General features: G+C 69.0%; 14 protein-coding genes. 3 read left to right on the top strand and 11 right to left on the bottom strand.

Annotated elements, in window-relative coordinates; all coding sequences use genetic code 11:
- Positions 1-62: 62 nt before the first annotated feature.
- Entirely contained in the window at positions 63-1,559 is a 1,497-nt protein-coding gene (locus NBT81_RS02105; protein ID WP_338740709.1) for a globin-coupled sensor protein, read from the bottom strand.
- Positions 1,560-1,677: 118 nt separating this feature from the next.
- A complete protein-coding gene (locus NBT81_RS02095) occupies positions 1,678-4,731 on the bottom strand; it encodes a replication factor C small subunit (protein WP_425498712.1) in 3,054 nt (1,017 codons plus the stop codon).
- Positions 4,732-4,845: 114 nt separating this feature from the next.
- Here NBT81_RS02095 and NBT81_RS02085 point away from each other — a divergent pair, with 114 nt between their 5' ends.
- The gene (locus NBT81_RS02085) at positions 4,846-5,541 is read left to right on the top strand and encodes a type 1 glutamine amidotransferase domain-containing protein (RefSeq protein WP_338740707.1); all 696 of its coding nucleotides are present in this window, start codon (positions 4,846-4,848) and stop codon (positions 5,539-5,541) included.
- 64 nt (positions 5,542-5,605) lie between these two features.
- Positions 5,606-6,202 (top strand): ubiquitin-like small modifier protein SAMP2, encoded by a 597-nt coding sequence (samp2, locus tag NBT81_RS02080; protein ID WP_338740705.1) that lies wholly within the window; start codon positions 5,606-5,608, stop codon positions 6,200-6,202.
- On the opposite strand, the gene NBT81_RS02075 is transcribed toward samp2, so the two are convergent.
- The 5 genes from NBT81_RS02075 to larB form a co-directional block, all read right to left on the bottom strand.
- Positions 6,199-6,885 (bottom strand): DUF7546 family protein, encoded by a 687-nt coding sequence (locus tag NBT81_RS02075; protein WP_338740704.1) that lies wholly within the window; start codon positions 6,883-6,885, stop codon positions 6,199-6,201. The two genes, samp2 and NBT81_RS02075, sit on opposite strands and share 4 nt — an antisense overlap.
- Before the next feature lie 93 nt (positions 6,886-6,978).
- On the bottom strand, positions 6,979-8,346 hold the full coding sequence (locus tag NBT81_RS02070) for a phosphoglucomutase/phosphomannomutase family protein (RefSeq protein ID WP_338740702.1): 1,368 nt from the start codon (positions 8,344-8,346) through the stop codon (positions 6,979-6,981).
- A 34-nt stretch (positions 8,347-8,380) separates the two neighbouring features.
- Positions 8,381-8,656, bottom strand: coding sequence for a GIY-YIG nuclease family protein (locus NBT81_RS02065; RefSeq protein ID WP_338740701.1), 276 nt, complete (start codon positions 8,654-8,656; stop codon positions 8,381-8,383).
- A gap of 118 nt (positions 8,657-8,774) precedes the next feature.
- Positions 8,775-8,924, bottom strand: a complete 150-nt coding sequence (locus NBT81_RS17275; RefSeq protein WP_251342124.1) for a DUF7563 family protein — start codon at positions 8,922-8,924, stop codon at positions 8,775-8,777.
- A 143-nt stretch (positions 8,925-9,067) separates the two neighbouring features.
- Positions 9,068-9,826 carry a nickel pincer cofactor biosynthesis protein LarB gene (gene larB / locus NBT81_RS02060; protein WP_338740699.1) on the bottom strand — a complete coding sequence of 253 codons (759 nt, stop codon included), beginning with the start codon at positions 9,824-9,826 and terminating at the stop codon, positions 9,068-9,070.
- 151 nt (positions 9,827-9,977) lie between these two features.
- Between larB and NBT81_RS02055 the strand changes: the two genes are divergently transcribed.
- The gene (locus NBT81_RS02055; RefSeq protein WP_338740698.1) at positions 9,978-10,145 is read left to right on the top strand and encodes a DUF1931 domain-containing protein; all 168 of its coding nucleotides are present in this window, start codon (positions 9,978-9,980) and stop codon (positions 10,143-10,145) included.
- A gap of 49 nt (positions 10,146-10,194) precedes the next feature.
- On the opposite strand, the gene rpiA is transcribed toward NBT81_RS02055, so the two are convergent.
- Genes rpiA through NBT81_RS02035 form a run of 4 tightly spaced genes read right to left on the bottom strand, consistent with a single transcriptional unit; the run spans position 10,195 to position 15,508 of the window.
- Complete coding sequence (gene rpiA / locus NBT81_RS02050) at positions 10,195-10,896, bottom strand: ribose-5-phosphate isomerase RpiA (protein WP_338740696.1); 702 nt, start codon at positions 10,894-10,896, stop codon at positions 10,195-10,197.
- Between the two features lie 55 nt (positions 10,897-10,951).
- Positions 10,952-12,298, bottom strand: coding sequence for a PQQ-binding-like beta-propeller repeat protein (locus tag NBT81_RS02045; protein ID WP_338740695.1), 1,347 nt, complete (start codon positions 12,296-12,298; stop codon positions 10,952-10,954).
- A 50-nt stretch (positions 12,299-12,348) separates the two neighbouring features.
- Entirely contained in the window at positions 12,349-13,473 is a 1,125-nt protein-coding gene (locus NBT81_RS02040) for an ORC1-type DNA replication protein (RefSeq protein WP_338740694.1), read from the bottom strand.
- Positions 13,474-13,531: 58 nt separating this feature from the next.
- A complete protein-coding gene (locus NBT81_RS02035) occupies positions 13,532-15,508 on the bottom strand; it encodes a helix-hairpin-helix domain-containing protein (protein WP_338740692.1) in 1,977 nt (658 codons plus the stop codon).
- Positions 15,509-15,621: the final 113 nt, after the last annotated feature.

Below are 15,621 nucleotides of genomic sequence, written 5' to 3'. Positions count from 1 at the left end.
GCAGTCCCCGCGACGGCACACGCCCGGGCGTCGATCCGCGCCCACCGGCGGCCGTCCCGTCCCTACACGAGGGAGTCGTCGTCCGCCGCCGTCAACTCCCGGACGGTGTCGGCGATGCCGTCGAGTCCCTCCACTTGCTCCCGATTGGCGGTCGCGACGTCGTCGATCTCGCTCTCGATTCGGGCGGCCTGCGAACTGGCCTGATCGATCATCGACGCGAGTTCTTCGGTGCTTGCGGCCTGATCGTCGGCCGCGTCGGCCACCTCCGAGATACCGCTCGACGTCTCGGTGACGGCGTCGGCGATGTCGTCCAGTTTGTCCATCGAGGATTCGACCCGCTCGACGCCGACGTCGATCCGCTCAGTCGTCGTTTCGAGGCTGTCGACGGTGTCCGCCGTGTCGGTCTGGATCTCGTCGATCATCTCCTCGATCCGCCCGGCCTGTCGCTGGGACTCCTCGGCGAGGCTCTTGACCTCGTCGGCGACGACGGCGAACCCCTCGCCCGCCTCGCCCGCTCTGGCGGCCTCGATCGAGGCGTTGAGCGCGAGGATGTTGGTCTGGTTCGCGATGTCGTTGATCACGTCGACGATCTCGTCGATCTCGTCGATGCGCGTCTGGAGACGTTCGACGTCGTCGGTGACGCCGTCGGCGGCCTCCCCCACGTCGTCCATCACGTCCATCGCCTCTTCGGCGGATTCCTTGCCCTCGACGGCGAGATCCTCCGCGCGGGCGCTTGTCTCCGCGACCTGGTTCGCCGTCGACGCCACCTCCTCGACCGTCGCGCTGAGGTTGGATATCTCGGTCGAGATCTCCGCCATACTGTCGGCCTGGTCCGCCGTGATGTCGCTGATCTCCCCGGAACTCGTCGCCACCTCCTCGGAGGCGTCGCGGAGTTCGTCCACCGACGATTCGATCGTCCGGGCGACAGTCTGCTGGCGGTCCAACTCGGACTCGATCCGCTGGCTGTACGAGTGGATGTAGGTGTCCATCGCGACCTGCTGGTCGAGGTTGATGAGTTTGAGCACCGAGAGCGCCCGATCGACGACCTCATCGACGGCGTCGTCGACGGCGGTCCCTGTCCCGTCCGCTCCGGCACCGACCGCGTCGCGTTTGACGTCCTCGGCGATGGCCTCGAGGATCCCCTCGTAGTACACCGAGTACGCGCCGAGGTAGATCTTGGGCCCGAGATCGAGCATGTCGTGGATCTTCCCGATCCGTGCCCGCCTGCTGAAGTAGTCCTGTCCGTACTCCCCGCGCCCCAGATCCCGCAGGTACTCGGCCTGACTCCGCTTCAGCGCCTCGACCGACTTCGACGACGAGTCGAGGATCGAAACCGACTGCGAGTACGACTGAATGTGGCCGTAGAACTCCTCGACGAGGTCGTCGGCGATGTCGTCGAACACGTCCGAGAGGTCCGCCACCGTCCGCTCGTCGTCCCCGTCGAACTGGGTGAAGTCCTTCCGCCAGTTGATCTCGCCCTCGTCGATGCCGATCCGCTCGGTGAGGCGGTCCCCGTTTACCTGCCCCCGCTCTCGCTCCGAGATCTTGAACTCCGCCATGGGGATCGGGTGTCACACGGACATATATAAGTACAGGATCAGGAAATAATACGGATATCCAACCTACGTACTCCGGGGAGACGCGGGAGGCGAGAGGGTCCGGGGTCGCCGGCGCACACTACTCCTCTAGGGCCAGCGCCGCCAGCATCGCCTCCAGTTGCACCTGCTCGTTGGCACCCTCGGTGATGCGGTAGTCGGCCTCGCCCAACCGCTCCATCAGACGGACCGTCCGCCGGTCGTCGAGGTCGAACTCCCAGGCCGACCGGTGGAGTTGGTCGATCACGTCGCCGCCGGCCATCCCCGAATCCACGAGGAGCGTCTCCAGGGTCGACCGCGCCCGCGGGAAGTCGCCGTCGATGGCCGCCTCGATCATGGACTCGATCTTCTCCGGGCGGACCGTCGAGGTGACGGTGTAGACGGCCTCCTCGTCGACCGTCTCGCCGGTCGTCGCCGCCGCTTGGAGCGTGTTGATCGCACGCCGCATGTCGCCCCCGGCGGCGTACACCAGGGCGTCGAGACCGGCGTCGGTCACGTCGATCCCCTCGGCGGCGGCGATCTCGCGGACCTGTGCTCCGACGGCGTCGTCCGGGAGCGGCGAGAAGCGAAAGACCGCACACCGGGACTGGATCGGGTCGATGATCCGACTGGAGTAGTTACACGAGAGGATAAAGCGGGTGTTGTCGGCGAACTGCTCCATCGTTCGGCGGAGCGCTGACTGAGCCGCATCTGTGAGTGAGTCGGCCTCGTCGAGGAAGATGATCCGGTAGTCGAACCCGCCAAAGGAGGAGCGCGCGAAGTTCTTGATCCGGTCGCGCACCACGTCGATGCCGCGCTGGTCCGAGGCGTTGAGTTCGAGGAAGTTCCCCCGCCAGTCGTCGCCGTACACCTCGCGGGCGATGGCCGTGGCGCAGGTTGTGTTGTGCATCACCGTCGGCACCCGTCCGGCGACGTAGTTGCGCGTCTCGGGAACGGTGAGGTCGTAGACGCGACGCGTCCCGTCGATCGGTTCGACCGACTCGACCTCGTCGAAGTAGAGGTCACCGCTCGTGAGGGTGTGTAACGTCGTGAGATCTTCGAGTACGTCCTCGGAGAGCATCCCGGTCGCGATGGATCGGACGCGGTCCGCGACGGTTCGGAACCGGGGGAGTGACCCGAGGTCGTTGCCACCGTCCAGGAGGTTCTGCACGTCAGTCCCACGCATCTCGGTTCCGTCCGCGACGCGAGCGTACGGAACGTTCAGGCCCTCGATGATCTCATCGAGCGCCGTTCGAACGGGTTCGATATCGACGCCGGCGTCGTGTTCCCCGAGCCGGTCGAGCAGATCGACCGCACGCTCGCTCGCGGGAGTTCGCCGTCCGTCGGCGTATTCGAGGAGACGGTCTGATCGAACCCCTACCTGCTCGGAGAGGATGCGACGCGTCTCGATGGGCTCCAGTTCGTCACGCGTCCCGACCCACGTTGCGGGGACGGCCGTAACCGCCTCGAGGTCGGAGCCGAGTTCGTCGATCCACTCGAGTGCCCGCTCCGCTTCGTCGAGCCGTGTCTCCGCGGCGTCGAGAAGGCTATCGAGACAGTCGAGGTACCGTTCTCGGCCCGGCGAGGTGGCGTCGAGGGAATCCGGAATGTGATCCGTCTTCCGCAGATAGAGCGACTCACAGAGCGTTTCGACCGCATCCTGTGTTGGAATCGTGTCGTCGTTCGGATTCGAGTCTCGGTCGGCGTTAGCCGCGAGTCGGGCCGATTTCCGGTCGATACTGAATCCGACGTGTTCGGCGAACGCTTCGAGATGGCGGGAACTGGAGACGTAGAGTGCGTGGTACTCCCGTTCTTCGTCTGAACCGTTGGTCGCCGCGTTCTCCACTCGCTTCCGACGGCTCGGAACGCCGAACCCAGCGAGCAAGTACGAGAGTAGCGTGATGAGGCTACCGTCTTTTTGTGTCAACTCGACGACCCCCTGCTCGGTGACGTGGCCCTCGGCATCGAAGACGGCTCGAAGGAACGCCGCCCTGCTCGCCTCGTCGGCACGAACGAGCGTGGAGCCGGCGCCGGACGTCTCGTCGACGACGTCGAAACAAGCCTCCAAGAAGTGCGTCAACGTCCGGTTACAGACCTCCCGGTACGGAACGTCGCTCTGAACACCCCGTCGAGGTTCGACGTCGAACGTCGACCGTGCGGTGGTGTCGAATCGGTCGAGCAAGCCGTCGTCGGTGTTGTAGAACTTCACCCGACCGCCGTCGAGTCGAGCCTCGCTCACCGTCAGTCCGACGAACGCAGCCAGTTCCGGGGTGAGTTCCCACGGCGGCGAGATCGGCTCCGACCGCTGATTGTTGCGGTTGACGTACTGGATCTCGGTGACGTGGGTCCGCAACGCCTCGTCGGCGGCGTCCAGTCCCCGAAGATACGACAGTGAACACGTAGTGCTCGGTTCGTGTAGCGACGCGTCGAGCGAACGGCGATACGACTGGACCGTTTTCTCCGTCGTATCGGCCGCGTCCGCGATAGCGGCCGTCGACTCGCCGCGTCGGAGTCCGGCGACCACGCGCCGTTTCTTGCCGACGTAGTTCTTCTCGGCCGGGATCCCGTGCGTCGCCGCGAACTCCTCGGTGACGTGGACGAACGTTCGGTCGCCGTCCATGGCGTCGAGCCAGTCCAGTCGGCCGTCACCATCCGGGAGCGACGCGTGTCGGGGCCGAACGACTCGCGAACCGGCGTCGAGGTCACGTGCGGGAACCCACTCCAACCCGTCTCGCCCGACCGTCAGTAGTTCGTGTTCCGGTGTCACGGTCATCTCGTTTCCGTCCCGGGTCGTGACGCGGACGAGGTCGTCCGCGTCCTTCCCGAAGACGTGTGAGGGTTCGGCGTACCCGAACGAGCCGTCGTCGAACGTCAGTACCTCCAAGCCGTCGTCGGGAGTGGCGAATCCATCCGTACCCCCGACCACATCGCCGATCCGTTCGACGCCTCGGTTCGTCACCACCGGCGACTCGCCCGTCACGCACTTCCCGATGCCCGCCGGCCCCGAAAAAAGGAGGTGCGGCAGGTCGTCGCGCTCGATGTAACTCGACAGGCGGTCGACGATGTCGTCCTGTCCTTTCACGTCGTCGAGGGTCTCCGGGCGGTACTTCTCGATCCAAATCTCCCGTCCCGGCCCCGACCCGTCGGCCTCGCTCATACCGTACCGAGGGGTCGGTCGCCACATAAACTCCCCGAGACGGGGCGCGACGGCCGGGGCGGGACGGGGTGGGTCGGGAACGCATTTACGCGTCACGGCCGTACGCCGGCGCGTATGCCATCCGCACTGTTCGTCGTCAGCGAAGAGGGGTACTGGGGGGAAGAGTGTACCGAGCCGTTGACCACGCTCGGCGACGCGGGGGTGGAGGTCACCGTCGCCACGCCCACCGGCGGGCGGCCGGTGATCGACGAGCGGTCGGTCGACCCGGCGAACGTCGGCAGGGAGACTGCCGACCGCGTCCGGGAGGTTCACGAGACCGACCCGAGACTCGACGACCCCGTGAGCGTGACCGAGGTGGACGCCGCCGACTACGACGCCGTCGTGTTCCCCGGCGGCCACGGCACCGAGTGGGACGTGAACCAGGACCGACACGCCCGGGCGCTGTTGCGCGACGCCGTCGAGGGGACGGACGGCACGGCACTGGTCGTCTGTCACGCCGTCGGCCTCCTCGCCTTCACCCGCGACGGGGAGGGCGACTTCCTCGTCGCCGGGCGTCGCGTCACCGGCTTCCCCAACGCCTGGGAGGAAGGTATCGTCGACGACCGGGACCTGATGCCCGACGGCCGGAAACTGCCGTACTGGGTCGAGGACGAGGTGACGGCCGCGGGCGCGGAGTGGGACGCCGACCTCGGATCCGACCGGTCGGTCACGGTCGACGGCGACCTGGTTACCGCACGCGGCCCGGAGTCGTCGGCGCTGGCCGCCCGGACGCTCCTCGACGAACTCGGGATCGACGCGCCGGAGGCGTAGCGAGCGTCGACCGGGGTGGTCGGGGATCCGAAGGTTCAGGACCGCCGCGTCCCTCCGTCGGTCCATGCAGACGGTACGCGTCGAGGTGGTCGGCGAGGGTGAGCGGGAACTGCGTCTCGACGACGGCGCCACGTACGGCGACCTGCTGGCGGAACTGTCCTTTAGCCCCCACGAGGCAGCCGTCCTCGTCGACGGGACGCCGGTCCCCGAGGACGACGACGTCGACGCCGGCAGGGTCCGTATCCTCCGACTCGTCAAGGGGGGCGCGTCGACCGGCGACGCCGTGGCCGACCGCATCCGAGTCCGGCCGGCCACCGCCGACGACCACCTCGACGTGATGCGAATCGTCGACGGCGCGGTACTCGACGCCGACGCGACGGCGGTTCGTGCGCGGATCGGAGCGGGGAGCGTCCTGGTGGCGACCGTCGACGGGAGCGTCGTCGGCGCGCTCGTCCGCGACGGCGACCGCATCACCGCGGTGGCGACGCGCCGCCGGTGGCGCGACCGCGGGGTCGGCACCGCCCTCGTGTCGCGGGCCGCCGAGGACCGGGACCGCCTCGTCGCCGAGTTCGACCCCGGGGTCCGCCCCTTCTACGAGTCGCTTGGGGTCGACGTCGTCGAAACCGAAGCGGCGGACGACCGACTCCGTGGGGAGTTCTAGAGGCGACGCGAGACGGCGGCCCCCACCTCGTCGGCCCAGTAGAGGAGGGCGACGGTGAGGACGAACACGAGCGTCGAGAGGTCCCACGCGAGGCCGGTGAGCGTCGACCCGAACAGCGTCGTCGCGCCGAGCAAGGGGAGCAGCAGCGAGAAGGCACAGCCGACACAGGAGAACAGCCCCAACACACCGGAGAGGACCGCTCGCGTCGCGTCGAGGAGGCGAGCGTAGACGAGGTAGGTCATCGCCACGTAGCCGACGACCTTGAACGGGATGACCGACAGCCGAACCCGCGGCGTGCCGTAGACGACGATCGGTCCCAGTCCGGGGATGTTCCAGTGAATCGAGGCGACCGCACCGCCGTTGAGCGGCCCACCGATCCCGAACTGGAGCGTGCCGCCGGCGACGAAGAGGAGGAGGAGATACCCGCCGGCCATCGCCGTCGCGAACGCCCACTGTCGGCGGTCGACGCTCGGCGTCCCCGTCCGGAGCATCGCCCACACGCCGACGTTGATCCAGACGAACGGGTAGACGACGTACCGCGGTTGGGTGACGATGGTGCCGGTGAGGTCGATGTACGCAGTCACGACCGCGAGTTCGGCCGCGACGACGAGACACCACCACCGGACTGCGGCCATGTCCGGGAGGCGGCGAAGCCGCGACAGGGGGCCGAGTGCGTTGCTCACGCCCGCGCCTCCCGTGGGTCGCGATCGATCGTGTCCATGCACGGGGCTGAGGAGTGGAGGAATATGAGAATGTCGACTTCGACGGACGGGGGGTCAGACCAGCCCGACGACCAGGTCACGACCCTCAGCGAGCAACGCGTCCACCCGGTCGCGGCTCCGGGCCTCGGCGTAGACGCGCATCTTCGGCTCCGTCCCGCTCGGACGGACGAGGAGCCACGACCCGTCAGACAACAGGAGTTTGAAGCCGTCGAGCGTGATCACGTCGTCGACGGCGCGGTCGGCGACCGTCTCCGGGATGGCGTCGCCGAGGGCGTCGACGACCGCGGCCTTCCGGTCGTCGGGGCAATCGACGCTCACCTTGTCCGCGACGACCCCGCCGTGGGTGTCGAGGAGACGGTCGACGCGGCGGTCCAGCGGGTCGGCGGCCGTCGCGTCGGCCGCAAGCAACGCCATCAACACGCCGTCCTTCTCGGGGACGTGACCGCGGAGGGTGAAGCCGCCGGACTCCTCGCCGCCGATCAGGGCGTCGGCCTCGACCATCGCCTCGGCGACCCACTTGAATCCGACGGGCGTCTCGATCACCTCCTCGCCGTGGGCGTCGGCGACACGGTCGATCAGGAACGTGGTGGAGACCGACCGAACCGCCGGGCCCGAATCGGAGTCGAGGAGGGCGTCGTAGACGGCGGCGAAAAACAGGTTCTCGTCGAGGAAGCCGCGGTCGGGCGTGACGACAGCGAGGCGGTCGGCGTCGCCGTCGTTCGCGACCCCGAGGTCGGCGTCGTGGGCGTCGACGGCGTCGACGAGGCCGGCGAGACGCTCGGGGCTCGGCTCCGGCGACCCGCCCCCGAAGTCGGTGTCCCGTTCGCAGCGGCGCCGGATCACCGTCGCTCCCGCCGATTCGAGGAGGGCGTCGGTGACGCCCCGACCGCTCCCGTGCATGGCGTCGTAGACGACGGTCAGCTCCGAGCAGTCGGGGTCGACCAGTTCTCGGGCCTGTTCGGCGTGGGAGCCGAGGAAGTCGACGCGGTCGACCGACCCGCGGGGGCCGTCCGTCGACGGGTGGACGAGGCGGGCCTCGATGGCGTCGGTCACCTCGGGGAGCGCGGGTGCCCCGTCCGAGGGGATGAACTTCACGCCGTTGTACTCGGGCGGGTTGTGGGAGGCGGTGACCATCAGCGCGCCCGCGAGGTCGCGGTCGACGATCCCCCACGCGATCACGGGCGTCGGGCAGTCCCGCTCCGGGAGGAGCACGTCGAACCCGTTGCCCGCGAGGACGTCCGCAAGCGACTCGGCGAACCCCTCGGAGGTCGCGCGGGCGTCGTACCCGACGGCGACGGGGGCGTCTACCCCCTCGTCGGCGAGGTAGTCCGCGACGGCCTGCCCGACCATCCGCACGCGCTCGTCGGTGAAGGTGTCGAGACGGGCGCGCCACCCGTCCGTGCCGAAGGAGATGGCGTCCATACGACCCGGTTCCGGGCGGACGGCAAAAAGGTGCTCACGCGTCGTCGTCCGTCGCGGGTGCGTCGCCGGCGTCGCCCTCGACCAAGCGCTCCTTCGCCTGCCGGGAGAGCGACTTGATCTCGTGTTCGCGGGACATCGCCGCCGACCGCGTCTCGTATCGCTCGGCGTGGACGAGTTCCACCGGCGTCCGCCCGCGGGTGTACTTCGCCCCCTCACCGGCGTCGTGTTCGGCGACGCGTCGCTCCACGTCGGTCGTATAGCCCGTGTAGTAGGTGCCGTCCGCACACTCGACGACGTAGACGTAGTGCATCCGTCGGACGCTCGCTCCGGCCGTACATAGTAGTCCGCGTCCCGGCCGTGGCGTGTGTCGGCCCGCACACGGCGTCCGGAAGGTGGCTTCGCGTGGTGGTCGAACGTCGCTACAGCGGTTACGCGTTTGGGGTGCGTCGTCTCGAGGCTTCCGCGATACCGGCGTTGGCCGAACAACTCGGGCAGGCGAGGATGCGCCCGCTCGCGTCGGCGAACACCCGTGCGAAGCGTTCCGAGACGTGTGACCCGCAGTGATCGCAGCGTGCCATGATCGTGCCGGCTACCGGCGGCCGGCGGCGTCGGTTCGGGTCACAGTCGTAAATACCTGCCGCGCGCGCACGCGTACTCCGGACAAGCGTCCAATTGTCATCCGAAAAGGAACAAGAACCGGCGAGATGTGAAGGTATCCGGCTCAATCGTCACGAGCACCGTCGACGGCGCGGGCGATCAACCCCGCCTGTGCGCCGGCGGTGAAGCCGGCGTCGACGTTGACGACGGAGAGCGCGGTACAGGACTGGAGCATCCCGCCCAGCGCCGCCTCCCCGTCTCCCCCGAAGCCGTAGCCCGTCGACACCGGGAGACCGATCACCGGCGTGTCGACGAGACCGGCGACGACGGTCGGGAGCGCCCCCTCACGGCCGGCGGCGACGATGGTCACGTCGGCCGCCCGGATCGTCCCGAGGTGGTCGACGATCCGGCCGAGGTGGGCGACGCCGACGTCGTCGACGCGGTCGACCGTCGCACCGATGGCGCGGACGAGGACGCCCGCCTCGCCCGCCGCCGCCGCGTCGGAGGTGCCCGCGGTGACGACGGCGACCGTCGCGTCGAGGTCCGGCGGATCGAACGCGGGCGTGCGGACGACGAGCGTCCGGGCACGGTCGTCGCGGTCGACCGTCGCCTCCGCCGGCAGGTCGTCGGTGACGGCCGCGACGTGGGCGTCGTCGGCGCGGGTGATCACGGCTCTCCCGGTCGTTTCGAGGGCCGCCGTCGCCATGGACGCCACCTCGTCGGGCGTCTTCCCCTCCGCGAGCACCGCTTCCGGGATCCCCCGTCGGCGCTCGCGGGCGGCATCGAATCGTCCCGCGCCCGTCGTCGCGTAGCCGGCGAGTCGGACCTCCGCCTCGGCCGGCGAGAGGTCGCCGTTCGCCACCGCGTCGAGTACGTCGCGCATACCGGCCGTGGGGCGGTGAGACACTCGTAGGTGTCGGTTCCCGGCACAGTGTTTATATAGCCGTATCGAAAGGCGGCAGAACGGCATCTGTGACGGTACGTGCGGCGGATTTGGGAAATCTTATTAAGTGGGGTTGGCTTGTATAGGTCGTATGGCAGACCTCATCGTCAAAGCAGCCGTCAAGGAAGCGCTCCAGGACAAGAACGTCTCGTCGGACTTCTACAGTGCCCTCGACGAGGAAGTCGAGGAACTCCTCGAGGACGCCTCGCGCCGCGCAGAGCAGAACGACCGGAAGACCGTACAGCCCCGCGACCTTTAGATCGGCGTCCGTTTCTCCGCTTTTTTCGACCGCGTAGCGAGCCGTCCGGTCAGTCGCTCCCGTCGGCCGTCCGGACGGTCACGCCGTCCTCGCGGCCGACGTGAACCTCGTCGGCGAGGCCGACGAACAGGCCGTGTGCGACGACGCCGGGCACGGCCGAGAGTTCCGTGGCCAGCGAGTCGGGGTCGGAGACGGGGCCGAAATCACAGTCGAGGACGAGGTTGCCGTTGTCGGTCACGACGGGACCGTCCTTGCGATCCGCGGCGCGGAGCGTCGGCGTCCCACCCAGGTCACGGAGCGCACGGCGGGCGGTCGCCCGGGCGTCGGGCAACACCTCGACCGGGACGGATCGGTCGAGGGTCGGCGTCTCCTTCGAGGGATCGACGACGACGACGAACCGGTCCGCGGCGGCGTCGACCACCTTCTCGCGGGCGTGGGCCGCGCCGCCACCCTTGATCAAGGCGAGGTCGTCGCTCACCTGGTCGGCGCCGTCGATGGCGAGGTCGATCCGCTCGACGGCGTCGAGGGCGACGAGCGGAACCCCGACCTCGCGGGCCAGATCCCGGGCGGCGTAGGAGGTGGCCACACCCCGGATATCGAGGCCGTCCTCGACCGCCCGGCCGAGCGCACGGATCGCGTGCGCGGCGGTGCTGCCCGTCCCGAGACCGACCGTCGTCCCGTCCGCGACGAGGTCGGCGGCGTGTTCGCCCGCGCGACGCTTCGCCGCGTCCGATCCACCCGGCGTCTTCATACACACGGCTGTGCGGGCGGCGGGCAAAAACGACCCGGTCGGTGACGACGCGGGCTCAGATGCTCGTGAACGCGAACAGGCGGCCGTCGGTCGTGGTGGCGTAGAGGTAGCCGTTGGCGGCCATCACGTCCACGATGGGGTCGTAAATCTCCTGTTGCCACCGGCGTCGACCGGACTCCACGTCGGCCGCGACGAGGAGGATGCGCTGTGCCGTCGGATCGGTCCGGCCGATGGCGAAGAGGACGTCGCCGACGAGGATCACGTCGCCGCGGACGCCGAACGTGAACGACCAGCGCATCTCGCCGGTTCCGGTGTCGATGCCGTGGAGCGTCCGCCGGGTGCCGTACACCGCGATGCCGTCGGTCACCGCGAGCGTTGCCGGGCGGACGGCGGAGTCGGCGGCCGCCGTCCAGAGACGCGTGCCGTCTTCGGGATCGAACCCCGAGACGCCGTGACCGGTCGTCGCGAGAACGACCCCGTCGGCGACCGCGAGGCGACCGACAGGCCCCCCCAACTCGACGTGCCACTGGATGCCGCTGACCGACGGATCGACCGCGTACAGGTGTCCGGTGTCGGCCGTCGGTGCTCCGTCGGGGTAGCCGGTACCGACGTAGGCCATCTCCCCACCCACGGCAGCAGCCCTGATCGTCCGGTCGCGGCGCGTCGCTTCGCTGACGTCGTTGGGCGAGAACGACCAGCAGTGTCCCCCCGTTCGGGCGTCGACGACGCGGTAGGAACGGTCGGTCGGCACCACCAGACTCGTGCCCGCCGTCGCCAGTCCACCCACGAACCGGCCGGGGAGGGCGTACTCGGTCAACGCGGTGCCGTCGTCGCGGTCGACGGCGACCACGCGGGCGTCCTCGCGGGTGCCGAACGGGACGTACACCGCGTCGTCGGCCACGACCGGCGGGCCGATTGGCGTGGCGTCGACCGTGTGTCGCCACTGGATCTCGCCGTTTCGGCGCGGGTCGTGACAGAGCAACGCCGAGTTCGGAACCCCCTCGGCGTCGGCGTTCGCCGCGACGGCGTAGACGTACTTCTCGTCGGAGACGGGAAACGTCACCTGGGATTCGAGCGCCGACATCGTCCACCGCTCGTTGAGTGGGAACGACGTGGGGCCGTTGGCCTCGGAGGCAGCGTTCGTTCCCGCGGGGTCGTGGTGTGGCATCGGCCACGTTCCGTCGGCGATGGGCGCCGAGTCGAGGGCACAGTTGCCCGGACCGCGTTCGAACGACGCACTCGCCTCGGCAGTCACCTCGTCGGCCGCCGCCGCCGTACTCGTCGGCGTCGACCGGCGGTCGGTCGGCGTCGACGTCGACACCGAGCGGCCGCCACACCCCGCCGTCACCCCGGCGGCGATGGTGGCGAGCCACCCGCGTCGTGTGAACGTGTCACGCGGCATCTATGGTCGCACGCAGGATGCCGCGGATAAATGTGTTCCGGCCGTCAGGATCACAACCGATCGAGCACCGCGTCGGGATCGTACGAGAGCGTCAGCGACCGCGAGCGGCCCCGACCCTCCACGTCGGCGTAGTCGGCCTCGATGACGCCCAACTGGTCGAGTTTGTTGACGATCTCGGTGTAGCGGGTGTAGCCCAGCTCCGTCGACTCGTGGAACGCCTCGTACACCGTGCCGGCCTGCTGTCCGTCGTGTTCCGCGATGGTCTCGACCAACGCTCGCTCGGAGTCGGAGAGTTCGCGCAGACACCGCGAAAGGTGGACGTACTTCGACTTGTCGTAGGCTTCCTCGACGTCCTCGATACTGATCGTCTTGCTGGCGCGCATCTCCGCGTTGAGCCCCGCCCGCCGCAGGAGGTCGATCCCGACCCGGAGGTCGCCGCTCTCGGCGGTGAGTTCGGCCACCCGGTCGAGTTCCCGCGTGCCGATCACGCCGTTGTGGAACCCGCGGTCGATCCGCTCCTGCAGGATGTCGACGATTTCGTCGGCGTCGTAGACGGGAAAGTACGTCTCTTCCGGCCGGAAGACGCTCTGGACGCGACCGTCGAGTTCGTCGAGCATGTTCAGACCGAGGTCCGACGAGACGACGATGACGCCGATCCGGACGCCCGCGGATCCCTCGTGGGCACGCAGCAGCGAGTAGAGCGTATCGGAGGCTTCGTTCTCGTAGAACAGATAGTTCACGTCGTCGAGCGCGACGACCAGCACCTCGTCGTCGTCGACGAGGCGGTCGGTGATCTGGCCGAACAGTTTCTTGAAGGAGATGCCCGAGGAAGGGGGTTCGTAGTCGAAGACACTCTCGAAGACACGGGAGAAGACGGCGTAGCGCGTCGAGTCGAGTTGGCAGTTCACCCGGACGGTCCGCACTCCCGGCTGTCCCGACAACTCGCCGAACAGTTTCAGGATCGCGGTGGTCTTGCCCGTCCCGGGCGGTCCCCGAACCATCGTGTTGAGGGGGCGCGAGCCACGAACCGCCGGCCGGAGGGCGTACTTCAGGCTCTCCAGTTGGGACTCGCGGTGGTCGAAGGTTTCGGGGACGTAGTCGATTTCGAACACGTGTTCGTCCCGGAACACCGACTCGTCCCACGACAGCATCCCCTCGTCGGGGTCCTCCGTCATCACTTTCACCTCGCTCGCGTGACCACTTAATGGTTGCCGCGGCGAGGGGACGACCCTCTCAGAACTTCTCGAGGAGGCGCGCGTAGAACCCGTCGCGGTCGGAATCCTCGGCCAGTTTCTCGACGATGAGTTCCGGCGTCGACCGGGCGAGGTGGTCGGTGACCGGCGAGCGGTTCACCCGGAGTTCGCCGTCGACGAGGCCGACGGCCTCGATGCCGTCGACGGCCACGTCGATCCCGGCCGCGTCCCGTATCTCGCCCGCGAGGTGGGAGACGAAGACGGCGGTGACGTCGCCACCGTCGAGCGATTCGAGGATGCCGGCGATGATCTTCGCGCTCGCGCCCGGTTCGGTGATGCTCTCCAGTTCGTCGACGAGGACGAGCCGCGAGTCGGTGCCGTCGGCGAGGTCGGCGAAATCGCGGAGCGTCGCCTCGAACGCGCCGGCGTCGAGGGTACCCTGGCTCTTGGCGTAGTAGTGGAGTTCGTCGACGCGTTCGACCCGCGCGGCGTCGGCGGGCACGGGCAGCCCCATGTGTGCGAGCGTCGTCACCAGCGCGAGGAGGTCGAGCGTCGACGTCTTCCCGCCGCTGTTGACGCCGGAGAGGAGCGTCACGCCCGACGCCGAGTAATCGACCGGTTCCACGTCCGCGAACGCCACGTCCAACAGCGGCGAGCGCCCGCCCTCGACGGCGATCCCGGTGACGTCGTCGCCGATCTCGGGGAGCGTACAGTCGAAGTCGTCGGCGAACCGGGCGACCGCGAGTTCGACGTCGCGTTCGAGCGCCGCCCGAACCAGCCGCTCCACGGGGTCGCGCAGCGCCCGGAGGTCGTCGGCCAACTCGCTTTTGAGCCGGGCGGCCCGACGGTCTCGCGCGGCCGTCAGTTCGGTTCGGAGCCGTGAGACGGCGTCCTCGTCGTGTTCGACGGGGAAGGTGAGGTCGCCGCCGAAGACGCGTTCGGCCAGATCCGCCTCGTCTTCGAGGGCGAGGGCGTCGACGAGACCCTCGCGAGCCTTCTCGACCGCGCGGTCGAACTCGTCTTCGAGTTCCCGGGAGAGGAGGGCGTCGACGCGGGCCCCCTGTTCGACCAGCGAGAGGAAGTCCGTCCCCTCGATGGTCACGTCCCGTTCGCGGATGGCGGTCCGGAGGTGGTCGTTGGCGGTCGACTCCGCGGTCCCGACGGCGGCGTCCAGGTCGTCGACGGCGGTGACCAGGCGGTCGAGTTCGTCGTCGCCGACGGGGGTGCCGTCGTCGTCGAGGCGGGCGAGGGCGTCCCGGAGGGCGTCGAGATCACAGGGGGGCTCGATCCCCGCCGTCTCGTGGACGCGGGCGGCCGCCAACAGGGTGTCGCGGTTCGCCGCGAAAAAGGAGAGGAGTCGCTCGGGGACGATTTCGGCGGGGTCGTCGAGGGCGTCGGGGCGGACCCGGACGTCGCCGGCGACGTCGACGCCCGCGAACGTCTCGTCGAGGGCGATCACCGTCGCGTACGAGCGGGCGAGTTCCGCCAGGTCGCGGGCGTCGTCGACGACTTCGACGGAGAGTTCGGGGACGGCTTCCTCGGCTGCGGCGTAGGTCTCGGCGTCGGTCGTGGCGAGACACCGGTCGCGAACCCGGGTCGGCGGCGGGTCGGCGAGGGGTTCGACGCCCGCCAGCGCGTCGAGGGTCGCCTCGTCTATCTCGTGGCTCGTCGCCCGGTCGACGAGGTCGCGCACCTCGTCGATCCGGGAGGCCGCGCCGGTGGGGACGAGCGTCGCCATCCGGTGGGCGGCGTAGTCGGTGACGGTCCGGGCCTCGAGGAGGTCGAGGATCGACTCGTAGCAGTCGCGGGCGCGGTCGGTGGCGAGGAATTCGCCGTCGACGCCGTGGTCGTGCCGGACGGCCGCGCGGGCGATGGCGGCGGCCCGACCGGTCGAGACCCCCGGTGCGTCGGCGAGGGCCGCCACGTCACCTTCCCGGAGCGCCCGCTCGGGGTCGTCGAGGTCGGCGAGTGCAGCCGCCGTCTTCTCGCCGACGCCCGGGATGGCCGTGAGCTCCATGCGGCAGGGAGTATCGCCCCATCCGGCAAAACGTTGCGGGTCGGGGTGTTTCCGTCGAGCGACCCGGAAGTGCCCGACCACCAACAGTTATCAGACCACAACAAGAGCGACGG

It is taken from the genome of Haloplanus sp. CK5-1 (assembly GCF_037201915.1).
Classification (GTDB): domain Archaea; phylum Halobacteriota; class Halobacteria; order Halobacteriales; family Haloferacaceae; genus Haloplanus; species Haloplanus salilacus.
Note: the sequence above shows the minus strand (reverse complement) of the source record. Positions and strands in the feature narration are given on the sequence as shown.

Bases quoted from the DNA above. Each gene is read 5' to 3' on its own strand.
- NBT81_RS02105 (WP_338740709.1), bottom strand. From the start codon at position 1,559: ATGGCGGAGTTCAAGATCTCGGAGCGAGAGCGGGGGCAGGTAAACGGG.
- NBT81_RS02095 (WP_425498712.1), bottom strand. From the start codon at position 4,731: ATGAGCGAGGCCGACGGGTCGGGGCCGGGACGGGAGATTTGGATCGAG.
- NBT81_RS02085 (WP_338740707.1), top strand. From the start codon at position 4,846: ATGCCATCCGCACTGTTCGTCGTCAGCGAAGAGGGGTACTGGGGGGAA.
- samp2 (WP_338740705.1), top strand. From the start codon at position 5,606: ATGCAGACGGTACGCGTCGAGGTGGTCGGCGAGGGTGAGCGGGAACTG.
- NBT81_RS02070 (WP_338740702.1), bottom strand. From the start codon at position 8,346: ATGGACGCCATCTCCTTCGGCACGGACGGGTGGCGCGCCCGTCTCGAC.
- NBT81_RS02065 (WP_338740701.1), bottom strand. From the start codon at position 8,656: ATGCACTACGTCTACGTCGTCGAGTGTGCGGACGGCACCTACTACACG.
- NBT81_RS17275 (WP_251342124.1), bottom strand. From the start codon at position 8,924: ATGGCACGCTGCGATCACTGCGGGTCACACGTCTCGGAACGCTTCGCA.
- larB (WP_338740699.1), bottom strand. From the start codon at position 9,826: ATGCGCGACGTACTCGACGCGGTGGCGAACGGCGACCTCTCGCCGGCC.
- NBT81_RS02055 (WP_338740698.1), top strand. From the start codon at position 9,978: ATGGCAGACCTCATCGTCAAAGCAGCCGTCAAGGAAGCGCTCCAGGAC.
- rpiA (WP_338740696.1), bottom strand. From the start codon at position 10,896: ATGAAGACGCCGGGTGGATCGGACGCGGCGAAGCGTCGCGCGGGCGAA.
- NBT81_RS02045 (WP_338740695.1), bottom strand. From the start codon at position 12,298: ATGCCGCGTGACACGTTCACACGACGCGGGTGGCTCGCCACCATCGCC.
- NBT81_RS02040 (WP_338740694.1), bottom strand. From the start codon at position 13,473: ATGACGGAGGACCCCGACGAGGGGATGCTGTCGTGGGACGAGTCGGTG.
- NBT81_RS02035 (WP_338740692.1), bottom strand. From the start codon at position 15,508: ATGGAGCTCACGGCCATCCCGGGCGTCGGCGAGAAGACGGCGGCTGCA.